The organism is Shinella kummerowiae (assembly GCF_009827055.1).
Taxonomy (GTDB): domain Bacteria; phylum Pseudomonadota; class Alphaproteobacteria; order Rhizobiales; family Rhizobiaceae; genus Shinella; species Shinella kummerowiae.
The window spans coordinates 311,312-335,110 of record NZ_WUMK01000003.1; the positions used below are offsets into that span (position 1 = coordinate 311,312).

At 62.8% G+C, this 23,799-nt stretch carries 23 protein-coding genes; 10 read left to right on the forward strand and 13 right to left on the reverse strand.

Annotated elements, in window-relative coordinates:
• Positions 1-297: 297 nt before the first annotated feature.
• The gene (locus tag GR138_RS09280; RefSeq protein WP_160858643.1) at positions 298-1,311 is read left to right on the forward strand and encodes a zinc-binding alcohol dehydrogenase family protein; all 1,014 of its coding nucleotides are present in this window, start codon (positions 298-300) and stop codon (positions 1,309-1,311) included.
• Between the two features lie 19 nt (positions 1,312-1,330).
• Positions 1,331-1,639: a putative quinol monooxygenase gene (locus tag GR138_RS09285; RefSeq protein WP_160858645.1), complete on the forward strand. Its 309-nt coding sequence runs from the start codon at positions 1,331-1,333 to the stop codon at positions 1,637-1,639.
• On the opposite strand, the gene GR138_RS09290 is transcribed toward GR138_RS09285, so the two are convergent.
• The 11 genes from GR138_RS09290 to GR138_RS09340 all read right to left on the reverse strand — a co-directional run bounded on the left by GR138_RS09290 (position 1,624) and on the right by GR138_RS09340 (position 11,818).
• On the reverse strand, positions 1,624-2,541 hold the full coding sequence (locus GR138_RS09290) for a LysR family transcriptional regulator (protein ID WP_160858647.1): 918 nt from the start codon (positions 2,539-2,541) through the stop codon (positions 1,624-1,626). The two genes, GR138_RS09285 and GR138_RS09290, sit on opposite strands and share 16 nt — an antisense overlap.
• Positions 2,542-2,718: 177 nt before the next feature.
• Positions 2,719-2,880 (reverse strand): hypothetical protein, encoded by a 162-nt coding sequence (locus tag GR138_RS09295; protein ID WP_160858649.1) that lies wholly within the window; start codon positions 2,878-2,880, stop codon positions 2,719-2,721.
• A 160-nt stretch (positions 2,881-3,040) separates the two neighbouring features.
• Positions 3,041-4,228 (reverse strand): saccharopine dehydrogenase family protein, encoded by a 1,188-nt coding sequence (locus GR138_RS09300; protein WP_160858651.1) that lies wholly within the window; start codon positions 4,226-4,228, stop codon positions 3,041-3,043.
• A gap of 24 nt (positions 4,229-4,252) precedes the next feature.
• Positions 4,253-5,758 (reverse strand): aldehyde dehydrogenase family protein, encoded by a 1,506-nt coding sequence (locus GR138_RS09305; protein ID WP_160858653.1) that lies wholly within the window; start codon positions 5,756-5,758, stop codon positions 4,253-4,255.
• A 155-nt stretch (positions 5,759-5,913) separates the two neighbouring features.
• Positions 5,914-6,261, reverse strand: coding sequence for a cupin domain-containing protein (locus GR138_RS09310; RefSeq protein ID WP_064333342.1), 348 nt, complete (start codon positions 6,259-6,261; stop codon positions 5,914-5,916).
• A 29-nt stretch (positions 6,262-6,290) separates the two neighbouring features.
• A complete protein-coding gene (locus GR138_RS09315) occupies positions 6,291-6,653 on the reverse strand; it encodes a cupin domain-containing protein (protein WP_160858655.1) in 363 nt (120 codons plus the stop codon).
• A complete protein-coding gene (locus tag GR138_RS09320) occupies positions 6,646-7,941 on the reverse strand; it encodes a nucleotide disphospho-sugar-binding domain-containing protein (RefSeq protein WP_160859220.1) in 1,296 nt (431 codons plus the stop codon). The genes GR138_RS09315 and GR138_RS09320 overlap by 8 nt, the downstream gene beginning before the upstream one ends.
• A gap of 17 nt (positions 7,942-7,958) precedes the next feature.
• On the reverse strand, positions 7,959-9,008 hold the full coding sequence (locus tag GR138_RS09325; RefSeq protein ID WP_160858657.1) for an ABC transporter ATP-binding protein: 1,050 nt from the start codon (positions 9,006-9,008) through the stop codon (positions 7,959-7,961).
• Positions 9,005-9,796, reverse strand: a complete 792-nt coding sequence (locus tag GR138_RS09330; RefSeq protein ID WP_160858659.1) for an ABC transporter permease — start codon at positions 9,794-9,796, stop codon at positions 9,005-9,007. The genes GR138_RS09325 and GR138_RS09330 overlap by 4 nt, the downstream gene beginning before the upstream one ends.
• A complete protein-coding gene (locus tag GR138_RS09335; protein ID WP_246200362.1) occupies positions 9,793-10,593 on the reverse strand; it encodes an ABC transporter permease in 801 nt (266 codons plus the stop codon). Before GR138_RS09335 ends, GR138_RS09330 begins: the two co-directional genes overlap by 4 nt.
• A gap of 166 nt (positions 10,594-10,759) precedes the next feature.
• Positions 10,760-11,818: a polyamine ABC transporter substrate-binding protein gene (locus tag GR138_RS09340; protein WP_338091057.1), complete on the reverse strand. Its 1,059-nt coding sequence runs from the start codon at positions 11,816-11,818 to the stop codon at positions 10,760-10,762.
• A gap of 213 nt (positions 11,819-12,031) precedes the next feature.
• Between GR138_RS09340 and GR138_RS09345 the strand changes: the two genes are divergently transcribed.
• From GR138_RS09345 to GR138_RS09360, 4 genes are all read left to right on the forward strand, one after another.
• Positions 12,032-12,964 carry a GntR family transcriptional regulator gene (locus tag GR138_RS09345; protein ID WP_160858663.1) on the forward strand — a complete coding sequence of 311 codons (933 nt, stop codon included), beginning with the start codon at positions 12,032-12,034 and terminating at the stop codon, positions 12,962-12,964.
• 5 nt (positions 12,965-12,969) lie between these two features.
• On the forward strand, positions 12,970-14,265 hold the full coding sequence (locus tag GR138_RS09350) for a glycosyltransferase (RefSeq protein ID WP_160858665.1): 1,296 nt from the start codon (positions 12,970-12,972) through the stop codon (positions 14,263-14,265).
• A 257-nt stretch (positions 14,266-14,522) separates the two neighbouring features.
• Positions 14,523-15,767, forward strand: coding sequence for an AGE family epimerase/isomerase (locus GR138_RS09355; protein ID WP_338091066.1), 1,245 nt, complete (start codon positions 14,523-14,525; stop codon positions 15,765-15,767).
• A gap of 35 nt (positions 15,768-15,802) precedes the next feature.
• Positions 15,803-16,210, forward strand: coding sequence for a DUF3307 domain-containing protein (locus GR138_RS09360; protein WP_160858669.1), 408 nt, complete (start codon positions 15,803-15,805; stop codon positions 16,208-16,210).
• A gap of 3 nt (positions 16,211-16,213) precedes the next feature.
• On the opposite strand, the gene GR138_RS09365 is transcribed toward GR138_RS09360, so the two are convergent.
• Positions 16,214-17,107 carry a helix-turn-helix domain-containing protein gene (locus GR138_RS09365; RefSeq protein ID WP_160858671.1) on the reverse strand — a complete coding sequence of 298 codons (894 nt, stop codon included), beginning with the start codon at positions 17,105-17,107 and terminating at the stop codon, positions 16,214-16,216.
• A 274-nt stretch (positions 17,108-17,381) separates the two neighbouring features.
• Between GR138_RS09365 and GR138_RS09370 the strand changes: the two genes are divergently transcribed.
• From GR138_RS09370 to GR138_RS09385, 4 genes are all read left to right on the forward strand, one after another.
• On the forward strand, positions 17,382-18,431 hold the full coding sequence (locus GR138_RS09370) for a helix-turn-helix domain-containing protein (RefSeq protein WP_160858673.1): 1,050 nt from the start codon (positions 17,382-17,384) through the stop codon (positions 18,429-18,431).
• Positions 18,432-18,509: 78 nt separating this feature from the next.
• Positions 18,510-19,883 (forward strand): transaminase, encoded by a 1,374-nt coding sequence (locus GR138_RS09375; protein ID WP_160858675.1) that lies wholly within the window; start codon positions 18,510-18,512, stop codon positions 19,881-19,883.
• Positions 19,880-21,268: a type I glutamate--ammonia ligase gene (locus GR138_RS09380; protein WP_160858677.1), complete on the forward strand. Its 1,389-nt coding sequence runs from the start codon at positions 19,880-19,882 to the stop codon at positions 21,266-21,268. Before GR138_RS09375 ends, GR138_RS09380 begins: the two co-directional genes overlap by 4 nt.
• Positions 21,269-21,281: 13 nt before the next feature.
• Entirely contained in the window at positions 21,282-22,316 is a 1,035-nt protein-coding gene (locus GR138_RS09385; protein WP_160858679.1) for a histone deacetylase family protein, read from the forward strand.
• A 7-nt stretch (positions 22,317-22,323) separates the two neighbouring features.
• On the opposite strand, the gene GR138_RS09390 is transcribed toward GR138_RS09385, so the two are convergent.
• Entirely contained in the window at positions 22,324-23,466 is a 1,143-nt protein-coding gene (locus GR138_RS09390; protein ID WP_338091067.1) for an alpha-hydroxy acid oxidase, read from the reverse strand.
• Positions 23,467-23,799: the final 333 nt, after the last annotated feature.

Below are 23,799 nucleotides of genomic sequence, written 5' to 3' on the forward strand. Positions count from 1 at the left end.
GCGACAATGGTCGACCGCGCTTTCATTCTTATTTGAATTATCATTTCATATGTGAGTTTTCGTTTCAAGCCCACAGCGGTATCATCACTTGACCCGTTCAAGCGCACCCGGCGCCGAATGCGCTTGAACGCGTCATCGAAATATTCGACGGGAAAGCCGAATTATGATTTCGCTCTATGCCGGATTATACGCTCGATACGCAGAGTGTATTTAGGAAGGGAACGGCACCATCCATCGACAGGGATGCCATCCGCGTCATGCGACCCATTTTTTGAACGTCAAATCAGGAGCTTCACCATGCGAGCCATCGGCTATCAGACCCCGCAACCCATCGATGCCGCCACGGCCCTCGTCGATTTCGACCTGCCGAGGCCCAAGCCGACCGGACGTGATATCCTCGTCGCCGTGCAGGCCATTTCGGTCAACCCGGTCGATACCAAGATCCGCGCCTCGGCCAAGCCTGCGGACGGGGACTGGAAGGTTCTCGGCTGGGACGCCGCCGGCACCGTCACGGCTGTGGGACCGGATGCGACTTTGTTCAAGCCGGGCGACGCGGTCTTCTATGCCGGCGCCATCAACCGGTCCGGCACCAACGCCGAATTCCATCTGGTCGATGAACGCATCGTCGGCAAAAAGCCGGAAAGCCTCGATTTCCCGGCCGCCGCCGCCTTGCCGCTGACCTCGATCACCGCGTGGGAAATGCTGTTCGACCGGCTGGACGTCACCCGGCCCGTGCCCGGCGCGGCAAACGCGATCGTCATCATTGGCGGTGCCGGCGGTGTCGGCTCGATCGCGATCCAGATCGCTCGGGCGTTGACGAACCTGACGGTCATCGCCACGGCTTCCCGGCCGGAAACGCAGGATTGGGTAAAGGCGCTCGGCGCGCACCATGTGATCGATCACCGCAAGCCGCTGGCCGCGCAGGTCGAGGCGCTCGGTATCGGCCAGCCCGCCTTCGTCTTCTCCACCACCAATACCGATGATCATCTGGGTGAGATCGTCGAATTGATCGCACCGCAAGGTCGATTCGGTCTGATCGACGACCCGAAGAAACTGAGCGCCCTGCCGTTGAAGCGTAAATCGATCTCGCTGCATTGGGAACTGATGTTCACCCGCTCGCTCTTTGCCACCGCCGATATCGAAAAGCAGCACGACCTGCTGAACCGCATCAGCGACCTGGTCGATGCCGGCAAGATCAAGTCGACGCTCAACGAAAATTTCGGCGCCATCAATGCGGCAAACCTCAAGCGCGCTCACGCCCTCATCGAGTCCGGCAGGGCCAAGGGCAAGATCGTGCTCGCCGGCTTCTGACCGCACGAGAGGAGATACCATGACGATATCGACTGAAAAGCTCGTCGCCCTTGCGGTTTTGAAGGCGAGGCCCGGCAAACGGGAGGCGTTGCAACAAGGCCTGCTCGCCCTCATCGAGCCGACGCGAGCGGAGCCCGGTAATCTCGACTATGTGTTGTTCGAGCTCCGCGACGAACCCGGCACTTTCTATATGCGCGAGGCCTTTACCAACCAGGCCGCGTTCGACGCGCATGTTGCCGCGTCGTATTTCCAGGCGTTCGCCGCGACGATCGACGATCTTCTCGAGGAACCGCTGCGCCTGATCCTCCTCGATCAGGTGTCCTCCTGACGGAGCAATCCGCCGCGGCCGGGAGACAGGGCCGCGGCGATACGATCGATCAACAGCCGCACACGCCGCGGCTGCACCACGCTCGGCGGATAGACGATCTGCAGCGCCGTGCTGCCGGCCGAAAAATCCCTGAGCAGTTCGACCAGTACGCCGGAGGCCAGGTCCGCATCGACGTCGCGGATCGATTTGAGCGCGATGCCGCGGCCTTCGCGACACCAGTGCCGCACCAGCCCCCCATCGTTTGCCACGCGGCTGCCGCGTACGGTGATCTTGCGTACCGCACCATCGATGACGAAGGGCCATTCACGATCGATGTTCTGCCCAAAGCGCATGACGATGCAATCATGCCGGGCCAACTCGTCCGGATGCTGCGGCATGCCCTTGGCGTCGAGATAGGCAGGTGACGCGCAGACGACACGGCGGTTCTCCCCCAGCGCTTTTGCCCGCAGGCTGCTATCCGCGAGCACACCGTGCCGGATCGCGAAATCCATGCCCTGCCCGACGAGGTCGACATTGCCATCCGTGAGGTTGATATCGACGGTGACGGCAGGGTGCTCTTCCAGGAACGCATCGATCACCGGAACGAGCAGGCGGCGGCCAAGGTCTTCCGGCGCGCTCAACCGGATCGGCCCGGAGATGACATTCGCCCCGTGCCGCACGCGGCTTTCCATCTCCTCCGCTTCCGCCAGCAGGCGCCGCGCGCCTTCGACGAGTGCACGCCCCTCATCGGTCAGACTGATGGCGCGTGTGGTGCGGGTCAGCAGCGTCGCGCCGTAATAGGCCTCCAGCGCGGCCAGCCGTTCGGAGACGGTGGCGGGCGAAAGCCCGATCTCACGGCCCGCCACGGCAAGCCCTCCCTTTTCCACGATGCGCAGGAAGAGCGAGAGATTTTCAAGCAGCATTGATCGCCTATCCCGAATGATGACCTTCGGACCAAAGCAATTATCGGGTGTTTCCGCAAGTCATGGCAACGTTGCCAACTCGCTTCTCAGCTTCGGTGACCGGGAATGGCGGCAGCCGAATACCGATTGCAGCATGAAACGATGCCACGCTTGGACTCTGTAATTTGGGGAAAAGGATCAGCCGACGAGGCCGAAAACCACTGCGCTGACGAAGAGGAAAGCACCGGCGACGACGATGTTGTTGACGAGGACCTGCCGCTCTGCGCGGCGAGCGCGGCGATCGCTAACCGCGCCGAAGGAACCAAACGTAGAACGGCCGCCGAGTTTCGTACTGCTCATGCCATCATCCCTTGCTGCGGAGGCCGCGTTCCCGGTCTCTCCTGAGCGGACATTCATGCCCGCCCGTTCTCTGGGATCATTTATATATTATCCCTATAAGATTGGTAGGGTATTTTTTCTCAATTTCGCCACACTCGTAAACTGCCGTTTCACACTCCTGTCATGTGACGGTCCTGGAGATACGGAATTTCCGCTTTTCCAGTTCGGGGAAGTAGCTCGCAATGTCGAAGTAGCTCTCCGGTGCATGGACACCCGGCTTTCTCGGCATCGCCAGAATGAGCTGGGCGGCGATGGAGGCATTCATCGAGGTACAGGCATCGACATAGGGTGCATATATCGGATCCGGCGATACCGTGACCTCGACACGCACGGTGCGCTCCACCCCGTCCTTCCGGCCGCGGCCGATCGCGAAATGGATCTCATGGCTGTCCTGCGCCGGGATCTTGTCCGCATTTTTGCGGATATTGCGCTCGATCACCTTGTTCAGCACGTCGAGCGGCTTGACCTTGATGCCGCCGATCTCGACCGGCTCGTCGAAATCGCCGAAGCCCGCCTTGACTAGGCCGACCCAGGCCTCATGTTCGCGATGCGGCAAATGCAGCTTCCAGGAAAATTCCTGAATGCCCTTCTCACGGATGCCATCGGCAAGCGGCACGGTCAGCTGCTCGGAATGCGGGGAATGCATGAATTCGCAGCGCCCCCACGGCTCCGGCAAGTTGAGGAACTCGCTGCCGCTCATCGGCGCGCATTCCACATGTTTACCGCCGTAAAACTGCGTGCTCGCATGCGCATATTCGGCAAGCACGGTCGAGACACTGTAGGGCGGCACGAGCACCGGATTTTCGTCGCCGACCAATTCGGCGGCCCAGTAGAGGTTGATCTTGTCGATCTCGTCCAGTTCATCGGCCACCGCCCGGCAGATGACGTTCGACATGCCGGGATCCGCGCCGCAGCCGATGACCGCCGGCACGCCGGCCGCCTTGAAGCGCTCGTGCTCGGCAAGCTGTTTGACAGTGTAGGTGCCGAGGCCGCCGAGATCCATGTAGGGCACCTTGAGCGCAAGGGCGGCCTCGAAGATCGTCATCTGGAAGCCGAGCAATGTCGGCACGCAGTTGATGCAGATATCGGCGCCGGCAATTGCGGCGTTCAATGCTGCGGAATTTGTCACGTCGAGGTCGACGAGCGTGATGCGCGCATCACCGAGTTCGTTTGCCAGCGCCTCCATCTTCTCCCGCGCGGCATCGCAGAGGCGGATGGTCGTGATGTCGATGATGGCGCGGTCGGAAAGAAGGTCGCGCACGATACCGGCGCCCATGAAGCCCGCGCCGCCGAGGAGGGTGATGATCATTGCTCTGTCCTTGATCTTAATGCGTCAAACGTGTTTTCGCCCGCCGTCTTCGTAGAACCAGTCGTCCGGATACGGATACCACCAGCTCTGCACCACCGGCTTGTGGTCGATGATGACCATCTTGGAACGGCGGAAGGCATCGAGGCCGAGCTTCGACAATTCGCGGCCGAGGCCGGATTTCTTCCAGCCGCCGAAGGGCAGCGCGTCGTTGTCGATCAGCGGGTTGTTGACCCAGACCATGCCGGCCTCCAGCCGGTCCGCCGCCTCCATCGCCTCCTCCAGCGAGGTGGTGAAGACGGAGGCGCCGAGGCCGAACTCGCTGTCGTTGGCCCGCTCGATCGCCTCGTCGAAATCCTTGACCCGCATGACGGCTGCCACAGGACCGAAACATTCCTCGCGCAGGATCGCCATGTCCGGAGTGCAATTTGTCAGGATTGTCGGCTCGTAGAACCAGCCGACCGGCTCGCTCTCCGGCACCTTGCCGCCGATCGCGACGGTCGCGCCTTTCGCCTTTGCATCCTCGACCAGCCGGATGACCTTCGCTCGTGCCGCCTCGCTAACGAGCGGCCCGATCTCGGCGCGGGTGAGCCCGTTGCCGACACGCAGCCGCTTCGTCTCGGCAACGAACTTCTCGATGAAGGCGTCATGCACTGCGTCGACCACGAAGAAACGTTCCGCCGAGGTGCAGACCTGGCCGGACATGTGGAAGGCCGCGGTGACGGTGCCGGCAGCGGCCACCTCGAGTGGCGCATGTGCGGTGATGATCATCGGATCGGATCCGCCGGCCTCGATGACAGCGGGCTTCATCTGCGCCGCGGCGGCTATGGCCACCGCCTTGCCGGCGGCAACCGAACCGGTGAAGGCCACGGCATGGGTCTTCGGCGAGGCAATCAGCGCGCTGCCGAGCTCGACCCCGCCTGGCAGGCAGGCGATCAGGCCCTCCGGCAACGCCTCGAACACCTGCATGAACTCCAGCGTGGACAGCGTCGTCGCCGGTGCGGGCTTGATGATGCAGGCATTGCCGGACGCCAACGACGCCGCGACGGTCCAGCACATCAGCAGGATCGGAAAGTTGAACGGCATGATGTGCACGCTGGTACCAAGCGCTTCGTAGCGCGCATGCTGGAAGGAACCGGCCTGCGTGGTGCCCGCCACCTTGCCTGCCTCGTCGCGGGCCATTTCCGCGAAATAGCGGAAGGCGCCGGCGCAATTCGCCACCTCGCCGATCGCCTCCGGATAGGGTTTGCCCATCTCGCGCGACATCAGCTCCGCACAGTGCCGCATGTCCGTCGCCTCGATACGGTTGGCGATGCGGTGGAGGACGGTCGCACGTGTCTTGGCGTCGAGCCGCTTCCAGTCGCGCTGCGCCTTCGCGGCCGCATCGAGCACCGTTTCCAACTCCGTCAGCGTCGTATCGGCGATGATGCCAACCGTCGCGAGCGTTGCCGGGTCGATCACCGTATGCCGGGTGCCATCGCTCGGGAGATAGGCTGGATGCCTGTAGAAGACGGGTTCGGAGGGGTTGAACATGGCATTTTCCTTGACGTTCTGGAGGGCGGCGCGACTGGCCCTCATCCGCCTGCCGGCATCTTCTCCCCGCAAGCGGGGAGAAAGGACCAGCCGCAGCCTTTCGTCTCCCTCTGCCCGCTTGCGGGGAGAGGGCGGGGTGAGGGGCAAATACGCCCTCAGCGGATCATGTAGACCTTCTTCACCGTCTCATGGACGGTGCATTCACCCTTCCAGTCCTTGGGGAAGAAGGCGGCGGTATCCGGCGTGATCTCGATCACCTCGCCGCTTTCGTGCACATAGGTGCAGCGGCCTTCCAGGAAGTGGCAGAACTCGTCGCTGGTGACATGGCAGAACCATTTTCCCGGCGTGCAGATCCACAGGCCGCTTTCGGACTCGCCGTTCGGGCCCTTGTAGATGACCTTGCCGGACGTGCGGCTTTCGCCCTCGATCATGGTGGGGATCACGCCCCAATCCTTGAGGTCCGTCTCTTCCAGCGGCTTGCGCATCAGGGGGGTCGCGGTCATTGGAAATTTCCTTTCAGCTTTTGTTGGCGTCAGGCCAGCATGTAGATGTTGCGCATGGTCTCGATGACGGTGCATTCGCCGGTCCAGCCGCCGCGGAACAACACGACGGTGCCGGCCTCGACCTCGATCACCTCGCCGTCGTCCGAGCGATAGACCGCCCGTCCCGCCACGAAATGGCAGAATTCGTCGCGCGGGATCGCCAGCCGCCAGCGGCCGGGCGTGCAGACCCAGATGCCGGATTCCGGCTGGTTGTTCGGCCCCTTGAAGACAAGTCGGCCGGAAGAATGAGACTGGCCCTCCAGACTGTCCGGCTGGCTACCCCAGTCGACGAGGTCGGACAAGGTCGTGGCCTTGTAGATATGCGGCGCCGAGGATTTTGTCGTCTCAACCATTGTAGGCGCCCGTCTTCACGAGTTCGTCGAGAATGCCGGCGGCCTTCTTCGGGCCGTTGCGAGCCTGCATATGCGCGCTGGTGGCAGCGAGGCGCGTCTTCATGGTCGGATTGTTGACGCAGGCATCGAGTTTTGCCGCGAGGTCCGCATCCGTCCAGTCGTAGCGCGGCATCTTGAAGCCGTGGCCGGTCTCGTCGACGCGCGTCGCATTGTCATGACCATCCCAGACATAGGGCATGATGATCGCCGGCTTGCCGAAATAGAGGCACTCCGTGAACGAGTTGTTGCCGCCGTGGTGAATGATGGCATCGACCTGTGGAATGACGGACGGCTGCGGAAACCAGCTATCGACGATGATGTTGCCGGGCAGGTTCTCATACTGATCCTTGTAGTCGCCGACATTGACGAGCGCGCGATAGGGCAACTTGCCGATCGTCGTAATCAGGCGCTGCAGGAGATCGGTGTCGCCTGCGCCCAGCGAGCCGAAGGAAATATAGAGCAACGGCTTGTCGTTGTTTTCCTTGAAAGCCGGCACCTCGTAGGGCATTTCCTTGCGCACGCAGCCTTCGAGATACTGAAACTGTTTCGGATCGAGCGGATGTTCGCGATCGAATTTCACCGCCTCCGGATAGAGCAGCAGATTCATGAAGGGAGAGGCTTCGAAGAACTGGCCGATGGGATAGGCGGCCTCGCCATTCTCGCTCAGGAAGCCGTTGAAATCATCATGGATCGGCTTGATGACTTCGTTGAAGTGATCGCGGTAAGCCGCATGGCCGGCGAAGTCCTTTTCCTCGCAGCCGGAAAGATGCGGCGGGATTTTCGGATCCTCGATCTCGTTTTCCGAGCAGGAAATGATGCGCACCCAGGGCTTGCCGAACTGCTTGATCGCCGGGAAGAGAATGACGTTGTCGACGCAGATGAGGTCCGGCTTGATCCTGGCCAGCACACCCGGCAGGTCCTTTTGCGCCCATTTGGCGCTATCGACGATCGCCGTCCAGCAATCCTTCACGTAGTTGTCGACCTGATCGTAGGGGGATTTGCGGAAATTCGGGATGTGGCCGTTGATGAAATCCTCCCAGAATTTCGCCATCTGCTCTGCCGGCATCGGCTCGGAGAGGTTCACGGCATGCGCCTCGAAGCCGTAGCCTTCGTAGACCGAAACAAAGCCAGGATCGGAGAGGAAGACGGCCTTGTGGCCGAGCGCCTCCACGGCCTGGGCGATGCCGACCGAGTTCAGCGCCGGGCCGAAGGCCGCCTCCGGGAAGAATGCTATCGTCTTGGACATGATGTTCCCCTGTTCTTCATTCATTGGAAGAGCCGGCATTTTGCCGGGTCGAGCCTGAGGCTTATGGGATCGCCGGTCTTCCAGTTGCTCGCACCGCTCGCCGGGATGCGGACCTGGAGCGGCGTTTCGGCAGCGGCGGTTCTGACATGCAGCACCCGGTCGAGGCCGTGATAGGCGATGTCGACGATGATACCGGAAACAGGCAGATCCCCGGGCGGGCCGATGGCGATGTTTTCCGGGCGGATGGCGAGGGTCGCCGTTCCGGGCTTGCCGCCTTGCGCCTTCACTTGCAGGCCTTCCGCCGCAAAGACCCCGTCCGCGCCCGTCTTGCCGTCGATGAAATTCATCACGCCGATGAAGTTCGCGACGAAGCGCTCGGCCGGGTGCTCATAGACCTCTTCCGGTGCGCCGACCTGCAACAGGCGCCCGTCCTTCAGGATCGCCATTCGGTCGGCCATGACCAGGGCTTCTTCCTGGTCGTGGGTGACGATGACGAAGGTGATGCCGGCCTCGTTCTGCATGCGCTTCAGCTCAAGCTGCATCCTCTCACGCAGCTTCTTGTCGAGCGCGCCGAGCGGTTCATCGAGCAGCAGCACTTTCGGCCGCTTCACCAGCGCGCGGGCGAGCGCCACACGCTGCTTCTGGCCGCCGGACAGTTGCTCCGGCTTGCGCTCGGCGAAAGGCGTCAGGTCCGTCATGCCCATGGTATCGTCCACTCGGCGGCGGATATCGGCTTTGGGGAGGCGCTCCATTTCGAGGCCGTAGGAGAGGTTCTGCCGCACCGTCATATGCGGAAACAGCGCGTAGGACTGGAACATCAGGTTGAGCGGCCGCTTTTCCGGCGGCAGCGGCGAGATGTCCTTGCCGTCGAGCAGGATGCGGCCGGTGCCGGGCGCCTCGAAGCCGGCCAGCATACGCAGCAGCGTGGTCTTGCCGCAGCCGGACGGGCCGAGCAGCGCAAAAAACTCGTTCTCGCGAATATCCAGCGATACATTGTCAACCGCTGTGACCGGCCCAAAACGCTTGCCGACGCCCTCGATGCGCAAAATTGGAGTGTTCGATCGCGTCATGGGACCTGCCGTTCTCTGTTGAGCCATTGCGAGATCAGCAATGCCGTCGCGCTGACGCCCATGACGATGGTGGCGAGCGCGTTGACCTCCGGCGTGATGCCGAAGCGGATCATCGAATAGATCTGCATGGGAAGGGTGATCGACGAGCGCCCGGCGCCCGCCGTGAAGAAGGCGATGATGAACTCGTCGACCGAAAGCGTGAAGGCGAGCAGTGCACCCGCGACGATCGACGGCAGCAGCACCGGGAAGGTGACGCGCCAGAAGGTCGTCCAGCCGGAAGCGCCGAGATCGCGCGAGGCCTCGACGATGGAGAAGTCGAAATGTTTGAGCCGCGCCCGCACGACCGAGCAGACGAAGGCAAGGTCGAAGATGACGTGGCTGATGATGATCGTGTGCAGGCCCATCGTCAGGCCAAGGCGCGAGAAGAAGGTCAGCAGTGCGACGGCCAGCACGATGTCGGGAATGACCATTGGCGCGAAGGCGAGCGCTTCCAGCCCGTTGCTCTTCCTCCGCCGCGTCTCCATGCCGAGCGCCAGCAGGGTGCCGAGTACGGTGGAAATGACGGTGGCAAAGACCGCGACGATCAGCGTGTTCCACGCGGCGCGCAGGATATAGGTATTGGCCAGCAGCGCACCGTACCAGCGCGTGGAAAACCCGGACCAGGAGGTCGGCAGGCCGCTGTCGTTGAAGGAAAGCAGGACCAGAACGGCGATGGGCAGGTAAAGGAAGCCGAAGACCAGCACGAGCACGATGCGGCCGGGCAGCTTGCTGGAAAGGGCAGCACTCATCGCTCGACCTCCCCTTTTCGCTCACCGGAAGCATGGGCTGTTGCGCGGGCCTGCAAGAGCAGCAGCACGATCATGGTCACGATCAGCGCGGCGCCGAGTGCGGCACCGAAGGGCCAGTCGTTGGCTGTCAGAAACTGGTCGTAGACAAGATTACCGACCATCTGGAATCGCCCGCCGCCGAGCAGCGCCGGCGTCACGAAATTGCCGATGGACAGCACAAAGACGAAGACGCCACCGGCGGCGACACCCGGCAAGGTGAGCGGTAGCGTGACACGCAGGAAGGTGCGGACGGGGCCGGCGCCGAGATCGCGCGAGGCCTCCATCAGCTCCGGATTCAGCCGCGACAGCGTGGAATAGATCGCAAGGATGACGAAGGGCAGGTAGTTGTAGACAAGGCCGGTGATGACGGCGCTTTCGGTATAGAGCATCGACAGCGGTTCGCCCGTATAACCCAGCGTGCGCAGAAGATTGTTGATCAGGCCTTCGCGGTTGAGCAGCACGATCCAGGCATAGGTGCGGATGAGATAGTTGCTCCAGAAGGGCAACACGGCAAAGAACAGCAGGATCGGCTGCGACATTCGCGGGGCACGGCTGATCGCGTAGGCGGCGGGATAAGCGATGAGGATCGCGACCACCGTAGCCGTCAACGCGATGCGCGCGGAGTTGAGGAAAATCTTCGCATAGAGCGGATCGGCGACGCGGGCGAAGTTTTCCAGCGTGAATGTGTATTCCACCCCGCCCCAGACGCCCCGCTGGAAGAAGGCATAGCTCAGCACCAGCAGGCACGGCACCACCATGAAGGCGACGAGCCAGGCGACGCCGGGCGCGGCGAGCAGGGTCGGTCTGGTGGCGTTGAAGGACAATAGTCTGCTCCCACGGGGCCGCAACCGGCGCCCGCGCATCGATGATTTCAGGATTGCAATGATCCGAGGCGGCGCGAACCGCCACGGCAGACGCGGGCCGTCAGTTCGCGGCTTTGATCTCGCTCACGATGCGCGAATAGTCTTTTTGCGCGGTGCCGAGATCACGCAACAGCTCGTATTTGACGAGGTCCGCCGGCGCCATGGCCATGTTCGGATATTGCTCGGCCAAAGCCTTGTCGAGGCTTTCCATCGCCGCCTTGTTCGGCACCTTGTAGAGGATGTTCTGCGCCGCCCAGGCATGGTTCTTGGCGTCGAGGATGAAGTTGATGAACTTCATCGCCGCGTCCTTGTTTTCCGAGCTCTTCATCACGACGATCGTGTCGATCCAGAGGTCGGAGCCCTCCTTCGGCACGACGAACTTGATGTCCTTGTTTTCGGTAATGCCGTAGTTGCACCATCCGTCCCAGGCCTGCACCAATGAGGCTTCCGCCGAAACGAGCTTGGAATAGAAGGTGGTATCGTCATAGGCGAGCAGGGTTTTCTTCGCCTCGATCAGCAGGTTCTTCACCTCGTCCAGCTTCGCCGGATCCTTCTCGTTGACCGAAAAGCCCTTGGCCAGTTCACCCGCCGCCATCAGCCAGCGGTCGGTGGCGAGCATGGTGGTCTTGCCCTTCAGCTTGTCTGGCGGCTGCAACAGGGTCATCCAGCTGTCGGGCGTGGCTTCCACGAGGTCGGCGCGGTAACAAAGGCCCGTCGTGCCCCAGGTATAGGGAACGGAGAAGGCGTTGCCCGGATCGTAGGCGAGCGTCGTCGCTTCCGGGTAGAGATTGGCGAGGTTCGGCACGGCGGCCTTGTCGATCGGCTCGGCAAGCCCCTGCCCGTTCAGAATCTCAGCAAAGGGCGAGGAGACGAAAACGACGTCGTAGCCCTTGCCGCCGCTCGCCATCAGCTTGCCCATCACCTCTTCGTTGGTGGCGTGGTTGACCACCTCGATCTCCAGCCCCGTCGCTGCCTTGAATTGCTCCGCGATATCAGGGGCCATGTAGCCATCCCAGTTCGAGATGACGAGATCGGCGGCGGAGGCCGCGCCCGATGCAAGGCATGCAGCAACAAGTGCCGCGCCCGCACAGGTCGCAGTCAGTCGGTTCTTCGCGTTCACGGAAGACTCCCTTGTTTCGATTGTTCCAACCTCTTTGAAGGGCGCGCCGGTTCTCCGGTCTCATTCCCTGTCGCATGGCAGTATTATTTAGAAAAAAAATACGTCAATAGGCTTTCGCCATTTTTGTGCACCAAGCGCAAAACCGCTTTTCCGGACTTGCGAAACGATGGCTCAAAGGGCAGCATATACGGCGATGGAGGGCAAAAGCAGCAGATGACCCCGGAGCCGAAACGCACCCACTTTCGCCATGTTGAACTGGCGCAAAAAATACTCGACGCCGCCGGCGAGCGCGGCATGGCGCCGGGCGAACGGCTGGCCGAACAGGCCCTCGCCTCGCTCTGCAATGTCTCCAGAACGCCGATCCGCAAGGCTTTGCAGATACTTGCAGAACGGGGCTTAGTGACCGCCGATGCCGAGGGCGGCTATCTTCTCGCGGTCGATCCGGTCGCCACGGCACGACTCGAGGACACGGCGGATGGAGACGGTGAGAACGAAATCTATGCAGCGATCTTGCGCGACCTATCCGCCGGGCGCATCGCCGAGAGCCAGACCATTGCCGCGCTTCAGCGCCGCTACGACGTCTCCCGCCAGGCGGTACAAAATGCTCTGATGAAACTGGCGGAGGAGAATCTTGCCGAGCGCGGCGCCGGCCAGCAATGGCTGCTGAAACACTTTGCAATCAGCGGCGACGCCGCGGCGAAGAGCTACGAATTCCGTCTTGCCACAGAGCCGCTCGCGCTGACCCTGCCCGACTTCAAGCGCGACGTTCCAGCCATGACGGCGCTGCGCCAATCCATGCTGATCCTGCGCGGCATGAGCGAGGCGACGTTCGACCGCAAACTCTTCGACCGTACGGACTTCGATTTCCACCTCCTGATCGCGCGCTCCTGCGGCAATCCGTTCATGGCCGAAGCGCTGACCAACCACCACCGCCGCCGCCGCGCAAGCCCGCCGGCCGGCCATGTCAACGCCTTCCGGTTGATGCAGTCGAACCTCGAACATATCCAGATCCTCGAGCAGATCGAGCGCGGCCAGATGGAGCTTGCCGCCGATCTGATGCGTGTGCATATACAGCTCTCCCAATCGCAGCGCCCCCGGCTCGCCGGCCGCGGCGTTCCTCCCACCTTCAAGCTTGTCGTGCGTTAACCCCCATGGCGCCTGCAAAGACCATCGCCCTGTTTCCGGAAGCCAGCTACGGCGCGGCGCTGAACTGCGTCGGCATCGCCCAGGAATTGCGCGGCCTTGGTCACCGCCCGGTCTTCATCTGCCATCCGGGCTTCAGCGGCGTCTTTGCCGAATACGGTTTTGCCGAATATCAGCTAACCGACACCGATGCCGCGCCGACAGACTGGAACGACTTCATCGAACGCCATCAGGATGCCTTTCGTCAGGCACCACTCGCCCAGCTCGACAGCTACGTCGGCCCGACCTGGGAGGCGATCGTCGACACAGCGATGCGCGTGGAAGAGCCGCTGCGCCAGCTTCTCGGCCGGCTGAAGCCGGACGCCATCGTGCTCGACAACGTCGTGATGTTCCCGGCCATCGCCAATGCCGGCGTGCCGTGGATCCGCGTCGTTTCCTGCGCCGAGACGGAAATCCCGGACGAAAACGTCCCGCCCTATCTCTCAGGCTGTGGTGTTGACGCGCGCGCGGCATGGTCGAACTTCGCGGTACGCTATGAAAAGACGGTGGCGCCGGCGCACAAGCGTTTCACGGGCTTCCTCGCCGAATGCGGCCTCAAGGCGCCAGCGTCTCCGAATTTCCTCGATCCATCGCCCTGGCTGAACCTTCTGCTTGCACCGGCCATCATTCGGCACGAGCGCCGCCAGAAACTCGATCCAGCGACGTTCGTCTTCCTCGATGGCTGCGTGCGCCATGAAGCGCCCTATACGCCGCCGCGTTTTGCCAGTCACAATGAGGCACCGCTGGTGCTGACCAGTTTCGGCTCGCTCGGCGCGATGGACGTCACCATGATGAAGCGCATGATTGGGGTCTTCGCGACGCTTCCCTACCGCTTCCTCGTCAATGCCGGCCACTGGCGCGAGGAGTACCGCGAGGTCCCGGACAATGTCTTCATCGACAGCTGGTTCCCGCAGCCCTCGGTGGTCGAACAGGCGAGCCTCTTCATCCACCATGGCGGCAACAACTCCTTCTGCGAAGCGCTCTACTACGGCGTTCCTTCGCTCATCATGCCCTATTGCTGGGACGGCCACGACAACGCCGCCCGCGCCGCCGAGACCGCCGTCGGACAACGGCTTGGCCGCTACGACTGGAGCGACGCCGACCTTGCCGCAGCGATAGAGGGCCTGCTCGGCGACGAGGCGATGCATGTGCGGCTGAAGTCCAATGCGGCGACGATGCACAAAGCGGCCGGCGCAACGCAGGCGGCGGAGGAAATCGCGCGGGTTGCCAGCGATGCCGTCGCGGCAGCACGGGCCTCTGTCTGACGATCCCGACGAGAAGCAGATCATACCCTTCGGTAGCGAACCTCCGGGCCAACCGATCAAGTCGGCCCGCGACATCCCGCGCCGGGTTGCGGCCCTTCTCGTTCTGGGCCATAACTCCCTCCCCACCTGTCGAGGCCAGCCGTCATTGCGAGCGTTGCGGGCCGTGCGTGATCCCCACGCCACGGCAAATCCCCCCGCGCTCCGGCAAGGCTCCGGCATCGGGCACAACAATGCGGACCGATCAAAAAGGAGAACGCATCATGGGCGCAACGGGACATCTCGGTACGGCGTGGCGCAAGCGCGACTATCACCGTCAATGGCTCTGGCGGGAAGCAAACCGCCTTTTCGATTTCTTCCAGAACCGGGCTTTCAATCCGCTCGGCGGCTTCCATGAACTGGACGCAGAGGGACGTCCCCTCAACCCCGGCAATCCGGTGCGCGGCATCCACTCCACGGCCCGCATGGTGCATTGCTTTTCCATCGGCAGCCTGCTCGGCCGCCCCGGCTCGGACGACATCGTCGACCACGGCATGAAATATCTCTGGGAAAAGCATCGTGACCAGGAGCGCGGCGGCTACCATTGGTCGCTCGACAATTCCGGCCTTCTCGATTCCAGCAAACAGGGCTATGGCCACGCCTTCGTGTTGCTCGCTGCGTCGAGCGCCAAGCTTGCCGGCCACCCCGATGCCGATCGCATGATCGCCGATGTCGCCGACGTGCTGAAAAAGCGCTTCTGGGAGGACAAACACGGCGCGATTGCGGAAGAATTCGAAGCGGATTGGACGCCGGTTGCCGGCTACCGCGGGCAAAATTCCAACATGCATCTGACGGAAGCGCTGATGGCGGCTTTCGAAGCGACCGGCGAAAAGACCTATCTCGACAAGGCGACAAGCGTTGCCGAACTCGTCATCCGCCGCCACGCGGGCGAAAACGGCTTTCGCGTGCCCGAGCATTTCGACGAGAACTGGGTTCTCGACAAGGAATATCGCGGCAACGAGATGTTCCGCCCCTCCGGCACCACACCCGGCCATTGGCTGGAATGGGCGCGCCTCATCCTTCAGCTCTATGCCCTCGGCGGCAAGAAACACGCCTGGATGCCGGAAGCGGCCAAGGCACTCTTCGCGCAGTCCATCGCGCTCGGCTGGGACAAGGAAAAGGGCGGGTTCTTCTATACGCTCGATTGGGACGACGCACCGGCAAAGCGCAACAAGCTGTGGTGGCCGATGGCCGAGGGCGTCGGCGCGGCGGCTTTCCTTGCCGAACATCTGCCGAGCGATTTCCACGAGATCTGGTATCGCAAGATCTGGGATTCCATCGCCCGCCATTTCCTGGATCAGGAGCGTGGCGGCTGGCATGAGGAACTCACAGAGGATCTCGTGCCGAGTTACACCCTTTTCGCCGGCAAGGGCGACATCTATCATGCGCTCCAGGCCTGCCTGATCCCGCTCTATCCGGCGACGGGCAGTCTGACCAAGGGCATCATCGAGGCAGGTGGCCACTAGGCCGCCTGCCCTGCCGCCAGGCAGACGGGAGTGGAATGATCGACATACCGGACCAGATCTCGACCGCGTGGATCGCCGCCGCCCTGGTGGCGTTCCTCGCCAAACACTTCCTGGCGGATTTTCTGCTCCAGACGGACTGGATGGTGGTGGGCAAGGAACAGCCGGACGGCTGGTTCCTGCCGCTTGCAGCCCATGCGGGCCTGCATGGGGCACTGACCGCCGCCCTCTTCCTCATCGTGTCGCCATCGCTGGTCTGGCTCGGCCTTGTCGACGCTCTGGTGCATGGCACAATCGACCGCTTGAAGAGCCTTGCCACGCGGCGCCAGAAACTCACGCCCCGGCAATCGGCCTTCTGGTGGCTCCTCGGCGTGGACCAGACGCTGCATCACCTGACGCATGTCGGTCTTTCGATCCTTCTCGCCGCGGCAGGCTCTGCGTCTTGACGGTCAGTCGGCCGCGCCCGCAGGGCGGGTCGTCGCCTCGTGCAGCAACAGGTCCGTCAGGGCCATATTGTCTGCAAACCAGCGGTCGGCGGCATGCCACATCGATGACGTCAGGCATATATCATGACCGCCGCGCGTCGCCGTGGTCAGCAGACCGGCGTCGCGCGCGGCCTCGATGATTCGGCGGATATGGGTGCGTGAAACGCCGGTTTGCGTGGCAAGCCGCTGATATCCGGTGGGAAACATGCTGTCGCCGCTTTCCCGCGCATCGCGCAACAGAAGCAGCAGGATCATGTAGCCGCAGTCGTGCGCGAAGAACGGGGCAAGCAGCAAATGCCGGCGGATAAGCCGGCTCAGTCCCGGGAGGTGCGCCAACGTCGCGCGCCGCATGGCACGATGCAGGTCAGCCGGAAGCGGGCCGTTATGTTTCCCGATAGGGGACCGACCAAAATCCGATACCGCCGTCACGAGGAGTCCGAGGATGCCGGCATCGCGAGCCAGAAGGGTAGCGCTCGGCACCAGCAGCCGCACACGCCGGTCCGAGGCATGGGGTTGCTGTGTCAGAAACCCGTATTTGCGTAGGCAAGAAACCTGCGCCTCGACACGGTTGCGGCTCGCGACACCCAGCTCGGTCACTTCGCGCTGCAGGCGCCCGAGTGTCAGCCATGTGGATGGCTGCGCCATGTCCTGCCCGGCATGAAGCGACAAGGCGGCGAGGTAACAGAGAAAGCGCCCCTCCTCCAGGATCAGCCGGTTGAACAGATGATTGCCTTCATAGAGGGCGAGCTTGCCGGCAATCAGCCGATCCCGGGTCTGCGCAAATCCGGGCGCGCCAAGAAATTCGAACGGCGGCACGCGAAACGCCACCGAGCTGTCTTCAAACGTATGCTGGTCCATGTCTGCACTTCCCCAATCCGGAGCGGCGCGCTTTGTTTTGTTCTTATCTCGGCACCGCGGGTCCAAATGGCCCCATTTTTTCCATGGGGTTGCAGCCTGCCGAAACTGTCAATTGTAATACTAACCCGAATGCGCAATATGAGACGGTAAGCCAAAAGAATGAGACACCGTGCCAAACGGCAAACCCGAGACCGCGACGAATTTTCAGGAACCTTCGCCCGTACCTATTCCTTGATAGGTCATGTCGCCTGTTGTTCGCCGGTCGTGAGATGCAATGAGCCCTGCCGCCAAATTGCCGACCAACTCGATATCCGCCGCACCGGGCGCGGATTGCCGTCGGGCGAGCCAACTCTTTGCCGAGACGCTTGATCCGGTCTTCCGTACGACCATCGCTACACCGGAACGCATTGACGATTTTCGCGCCGCCCTTTCCACCTATTTCATGGGGCCGGCCCTGTTTTTCGTCGCCGACATGCTGGGCACCACCTATACGTTTTCCCGCGACTCCGCCCGCATCGCCCGAAGCGGACTGGACCTCATCCTCGTGCAGCGGACCCTTGACGGCAGCGATCTGCGGACCGTCAACGGGGTGACGATGCAAGTTGAAGCGGGCGATGTTTCCATCTTCGACCTGACACGCCCCCTGCATACCGAGACGCAACATTGCCGCAACCTCACGCTGGTGTTGCCGCGCCACCTGCTGTTCGGCACGGATGTGCAGAACGATGCCCTGCATGGCCTGCTCTTCAAGCGATCGACCAGCACCGCCCGGCTGATCGGCAGCCATCTGTGCGCGCTTTTCGAGGACCTGCCCGATATCACGCAGGCCGAGGCGCCGACGATCGTCACCGCCACCGCGAATCTCGTCACGAACCTCGTCGCGCCGGCGATCGCCGAGCGCCAGCAGCCGAGTCCCGCGGTGCGTGGCGCCGTCATCATGGAAATCCGCCGCTACATCGAGCAGCATATTGCCACGACGGACCTTGGCCCGGACCATCTCTGCAAGATGTTCGGCTTGTCGCGCGCCTCACTGTACCGCCTGTTCGAACCGATTGGCGGCGTGACGGACTATATCCGCACCCGCCGGCTTCGCGCCGCCTTCGACATGCTGGCCAACGACCGAAAGCGCGGCGTCGGAGAGGTCGCCTATGCCTGCGGCTTCGCCGATATTTCCGCCTTCTCCCGCGCATTCCGCCACCAGTTCGGCATGAGCCCGAGCGAGGTACGCGACATGGGCGATCGCGGCCCTCTCTCCCTTGGCCCTGCCGAAAAACAATCGGCCACCTCCGTGCACGATTGGTTGCGCTTCGTCGGCTCGCTGTAACCATCTTGTCGTTTGACACTTGAAATCACATCAACCAATATGTGATCACATTTACTGAATGGCCTGCTGGAGAACGGGATGAAGAGGGCGGAACTGGAGGCGCGTGCCCACGCGCTTATCGACGCGGAAGCGGAGATTTTTCGTGCAAAACGGCCGCGTTGCGCGGCAGCGCATGACGAGGCCGCATCAGGTTTCTTCGACGGCGTGCCGCAACATTGGATGCTCGACTGGCCGACCCCCTTTCCCGTCGTGATCGACCAGGCGAGCGGTGTCGAACTCGTCGATATCGACGGCAACCGCATCGTCGATGTCTGCCTCGGGGATACCGGCGCGATGTTCGGCCATGGCCCGGCCCCCGTTCTCGAAGCCCTCAAGAATGCAGGAACACGCGGCCTCACCACCATGCTGCCCTCCTCCGACGCGCAGATCGTCGGCCGCCTTCTCGTCGAACGCTTCGGCCTGCCGCGATGGCAGCTTGGCGCGACCGCCAGCGACGCAAACCGCTTCGCCATTCGCGTGGCGCGCGCCGTCACGGGACGGGCAAAGCTGCTTGTCTTTGATGGCTGCTATCATGGCGCCGTGGATGACACGCTCGTCGACCTCGTCGATGGCAAGACGATTTCGCGTCGCAACCTGCTTGGCCAGGTGCGCGATCTCGGCGAACTGACTGTTTCCATTCCCTTCAATGATGAAGCCGCGTTGGAAAACGCGCTTGCCGCGCACGACATTGCCTGCGTTCTCGCCGAGCCCGTCATGACGAATTGCGGCATGATCCCACCCGAGCCGGGCTTCCACGATGCGCTGCGCCGCCTGACGCGCCGGGCCGGCACGCTGCTACTCATCGACGAGACGCACACCATCTCGACCGGTCTTGGAGGCTACAGCAGGGTGCACGCCCTGGAACCGGACCTGATCGTCATGGGCAAGCCGATCGGCGGTGGCGTTCCGGTCAGTGTCTGGGGCATGACGCAGGCGATTTCGGACAAGCTGCATGTCATCCGCCGCGAGCAGAGCGGCCATGGCCATTCGGGCATCGGCACGACGCTTTCGGGCAGCGCGCTGCAACTCGCCTGCCTGCGTGCGTGCCTGGAACACGTCATGACCGAGGACGCCTACCGCAAGATGCAGGCCAATGCCGACCGGATCGAAGCCGGTTTCAAGGCCGCGATCGCCGCCGCCGGCCTCGACTGGACGGTCTCGCGCGTCGGCGCCCGGCTGGAAGTCGTCTTCTCGCCGGTGCCGGTGCGCAACGCGGCGGAAGCCCGCGCTGCCGCCTCCGACACGATCGAGGCCGCGCTGCATCTTTCCATGCTGAATCTCGGCTACCTGCTGACGCCGTTCCACAACATGGTCCTCGTCAGCCCAGCGCTTTCGGAAAAGCAGGCGGATGGTCTTGTCGATGCCTTTGCGGCCGTGCTTGGTCGCCTTGTGGAACGGAGGGCCGCCGCGTGAGCCGAGACCTCGCCGCCCGCCCGCCGGAGGCCGCCGATCCGTCCGAGGCGGACGCCTTTCTTGCCGCCCATCCGGAGATCACGGCCTTCGATCTCGTGCTGATCGATCTCAACGGCATCACGCGCGGAAAGATCATCCGGCGGCATGAACTGCTGCCGATCTTCCGCTCCGGCCGCCACCTGCCCGGCTCGATCCTCGGCCTCGACGTTACCGGCGAGGATGTCGAGGAAACCGGTCTCGTCTGGTCGGACGGCGATGCCGACCGACGCGCCTGGCCAATTGCTGGCTCGCTGGTGCCCCTGCCCTGGACCTCGCCGCCACGCGGCGAACTGCGCCTCGCCCTCTTCGAACTGGACGGCACGCCCATGGCTGCCGACCCCCGTCACGCGCTTGCCCGCCAGGTCCAGCTGCTCGAAGCCGATGGCCACCATCCGGTGCTCGCCTATGAGCTGGAATTCTACCTGCTCGACCGCGAGCGCACCGCGGACGGCAATTTCCAGCCGCTGCGCCTGCCACTGTCCGGCGAACGGCCGGATGGCATTCAGGTCTATGGCGTGACCGAACTCGACCGGTTGGAGCCCTTCATCGATGCCGTCTATCGCGGCGCGGAAGCGCAGGGCCTTCCCGTCGAAACCATGATCTCGGAATATGCCCAGGGCCAGTTCGAGCTCACATTGCGCCATGGCAGTGCGTTGCGAGCCGCCGACGATATCACCATGCTGAAGCGCCTCATCCGCAGCCTTGCCGTGCGTCACGGCATGATGGCCTGTTTCATGGCCAAGCCGTTTGCCGGCCGCGCCGGATCCGGCATGCATGTGCATGCCAGCCTCGCCGATGCGGCGGGCAACAACCTCTTCGCCGATCGCGACGAGACGCTGTCGCCCCTCTTGAAACAGGCTGTTGCCGGGCTGCTGGAGACGATGCAAGAATCCATGCTCGTCTTCGCCCCGCACTTCAATTCCTGGCGCCGCTTTTCGGCCCAAAGCTATGCCCCGACCACGCCGACCTGGGGCACCAACAATCGCAGCGTCGCCGTGCGTATTCCCGCCGGCGCCCCGGCTGGCCGCCATCTCGAACAGCGCGCGGCCGGCATCGATTCCAACCCCTATCTCGTCGGCGCGACAGTGCTTGCCGGCATGCGCAAGGGCATTCAGGAGAAAGCCGATCCCGGCCCGGAAACCACGACCTATGCCGAGAATGCGGGCGACGAGCTGCCGCCGGACTGGCGCAGCGCCATCGAAACGGCAACCCGCTCCGCCTTCCTCAAGGAGGCACTCGGCGAGCGGCTGCACCACGTCTTCCTCGCGCTCAAGCGCGCCGAATACCGGCGGTTTGCCAACGAAGTGACGGCACTCGAACGCACGCTTTACGGCGAAGTCGTCTGACCGGGCGGATACAATGAAGACCTTCTACACCGCCGATCATCACCTGCATCACAGCGGCATGGAGCTTTCCTTCGGCCGTATTGTCGAAACCTTCGAGAAGCCGGAGCGCGCCGAAATCGTGCTTGCGCGGGTCAACCAGGCCGGGCTCGGCCCGGTGGTCGAACCGCCGTCCTACCCGCGCGCTGCGATCGAACGCATCCACACGCCGGATTATCTGGACTTTCTGGAAACGGTCTTTGCCGAATGGCGCGCCGCCGGCCGCGATGGCGAGGTCTGGCCCTATAGCTGGCGGCATCGCTCGATGCCGATGATCGATGCCCCGCCGTCCGGGCTGGACGCGCGCCTCTCCTACTATTCCTTCGACATGGCCGGCTCGATCACCGAGACGACATGGCAGGCTGCCAAACGCGCCGCCGATACGGCGCTTGCCGGCGCCGACGCGGTGCTGGCGGGTGAAAAGGCTGCCTTCTCGCTCTGCCGTCCGCCCGGCCACCATGCCGGCCGCGACTTCTTCGGCGGCTATTGCTACCTCAACAACGCGGCTATCGCCGCCCAGCGCTTCCTGGACAATGGGCACGACCGTGTCGCGATTTTCGACGTGGACTATCACCACGGCAATGGCACGCAGGAAATCTTCTACGATCGCGACGACGTTCTGCTTGCCAGCCTGCACGGCGATCCGGATTTCGAATTCCCCTTCCACCTCGGCTATGCCCGCGAACGCGGCGCCGGCGAGGGCGAAGGCTACAATCTCAACTATCCGCTGCCTGCCGGCACCGCCTGGCCGGAATGGCTGGCGGCCTTCGAAGATGCACATGCACAGATCGGCGCTTATGCTCCCAGCGCCCTCGTCGTCTCGCTCGGTGTCGATACCTTCAAGGACGACCCGATCTCCCAGTTCAAACTGGAGAGCGAGCATTTCCTGACGATCGGCCGCCGCATCGCTGATTTCGGCCTGCCGACGCTGTTCGTCATGGAGGGCGGCTACGCGGTAGACGCGCTCGGCGTCAACGCGGTGAATGTCCTGCAGGGTTTTGAAGGCGCCTGAAGCGCCTTCAGATATCCTTGTGGAGATTGTTACGCGACAGGTTCTTCACGTCGCGCTCGCCGCAGAGCGCCATGGTGACATCGAGCTCCTTGCGGATGATCTCCAGCGTCCGGCGCACACCAGCCTTGCCGCCGGCGCCGAGGCCGTACAGGAAGGGGCGGCCAATATAGGTGCCCTTCGCGCCATAGCAGAGCGCCTTCAGCACATCCTGGCCGGAGCGAATGCCGCCATCGAGGTGGACCTCCATCCTGTCACCGACGGCATCGACGATGCGCGGCAGCATACTGATCGAGGAAGCCGCGCCATCGAGCTGGCGGCCGCCATGATTGGAGACAATGATCGCATCTGCGCCGCTGTCGAGCGACATGCGCGCATCTTCCTCGTCGAGAATGCCCTTGAGGATCAGCTTGCCGCCCCAGCGGTCACGGATCCACTCGATATCTTTCCAGGAAAGCTGCGGATCGAATTGTTCCGAGGTCCAGGAGGAGAGCGAGGACAGATCCCCGACACCCTTGGCGTGGCCGACGATATTGCCGAAGGTGCGGCGTTTGGTGCCGAGCATGTCGAGGCACCAGAAGGGCCGCGTCGCCATCTGCCAGAGATGTTTCGGCGTGAAGCGCGGCGGAGCGGACAGGCCGTTGCGCAGGTCCTTGTGACGCTGGCCGAGAATCTGCAGGTCGAGCGTCAGCACCAGCGCCGAGCAGCCCGCCGCCTTGGCGCGGTCGATGAGATTGAGGACAAAATCCCTGTCCTGCATCACGTAGAGCTGGAACCAGAAGGGTTTTGAGGTGACCGAACGCACATCCTCGATCGAGCAGATGCTCATCGTCGAGAGCGTGAAGGGCACGCCGAATTCTTCGGCCGCCTGGGCGGCCAGCATTTCGCCATCGGCATGCTGCATGCCGGTGAAGCCGGTCGGCGCGATGGCGACCGGCATCGACACCTTCTCGCCGATCATCTCGCTTTCCAGCGAGCGGTTGGTCATGTCGACGAGCACGCGCTGGCGCAGCTTGATCTTGTGGAAGTCCTCTTCGTTGGCCCGATAGGTACCCTCGGTCCAGGCGCCCGAATCCGCATATTCGAAGAACATTTTCGGCACGCGGCGGCGCGCCCGTTCCTTGAGGTCGGCGATCGTCAGGTCCTGGTTCACACTCATGCTGTCTGTCCTCTTCACTCATTCCGGGCAGCAATCTTTTACGAGGCGCTTTCGTCGCTCGCAACGGATTCCTCGGTGCAGCACTCGGAAATTCGGCTGCACTCCAGGCGCCTTCCCTGCCGATGAATTCCTGTCTTCGCCCTTGAAAAAACACTCGACTTCGTCGCGGTGACGGTCGGTTTCACGTTAATTTTTGTCTGGACAGACCACTCTCATTGACCGAGAGCGCAGAGCATCCCTTTTGATTAAATCAAATTGATTGACTACGCTCAGCCGGCCGATGTCCAACAGGTCACCGCACCACGCTATCCGTGCGATCGACGCACA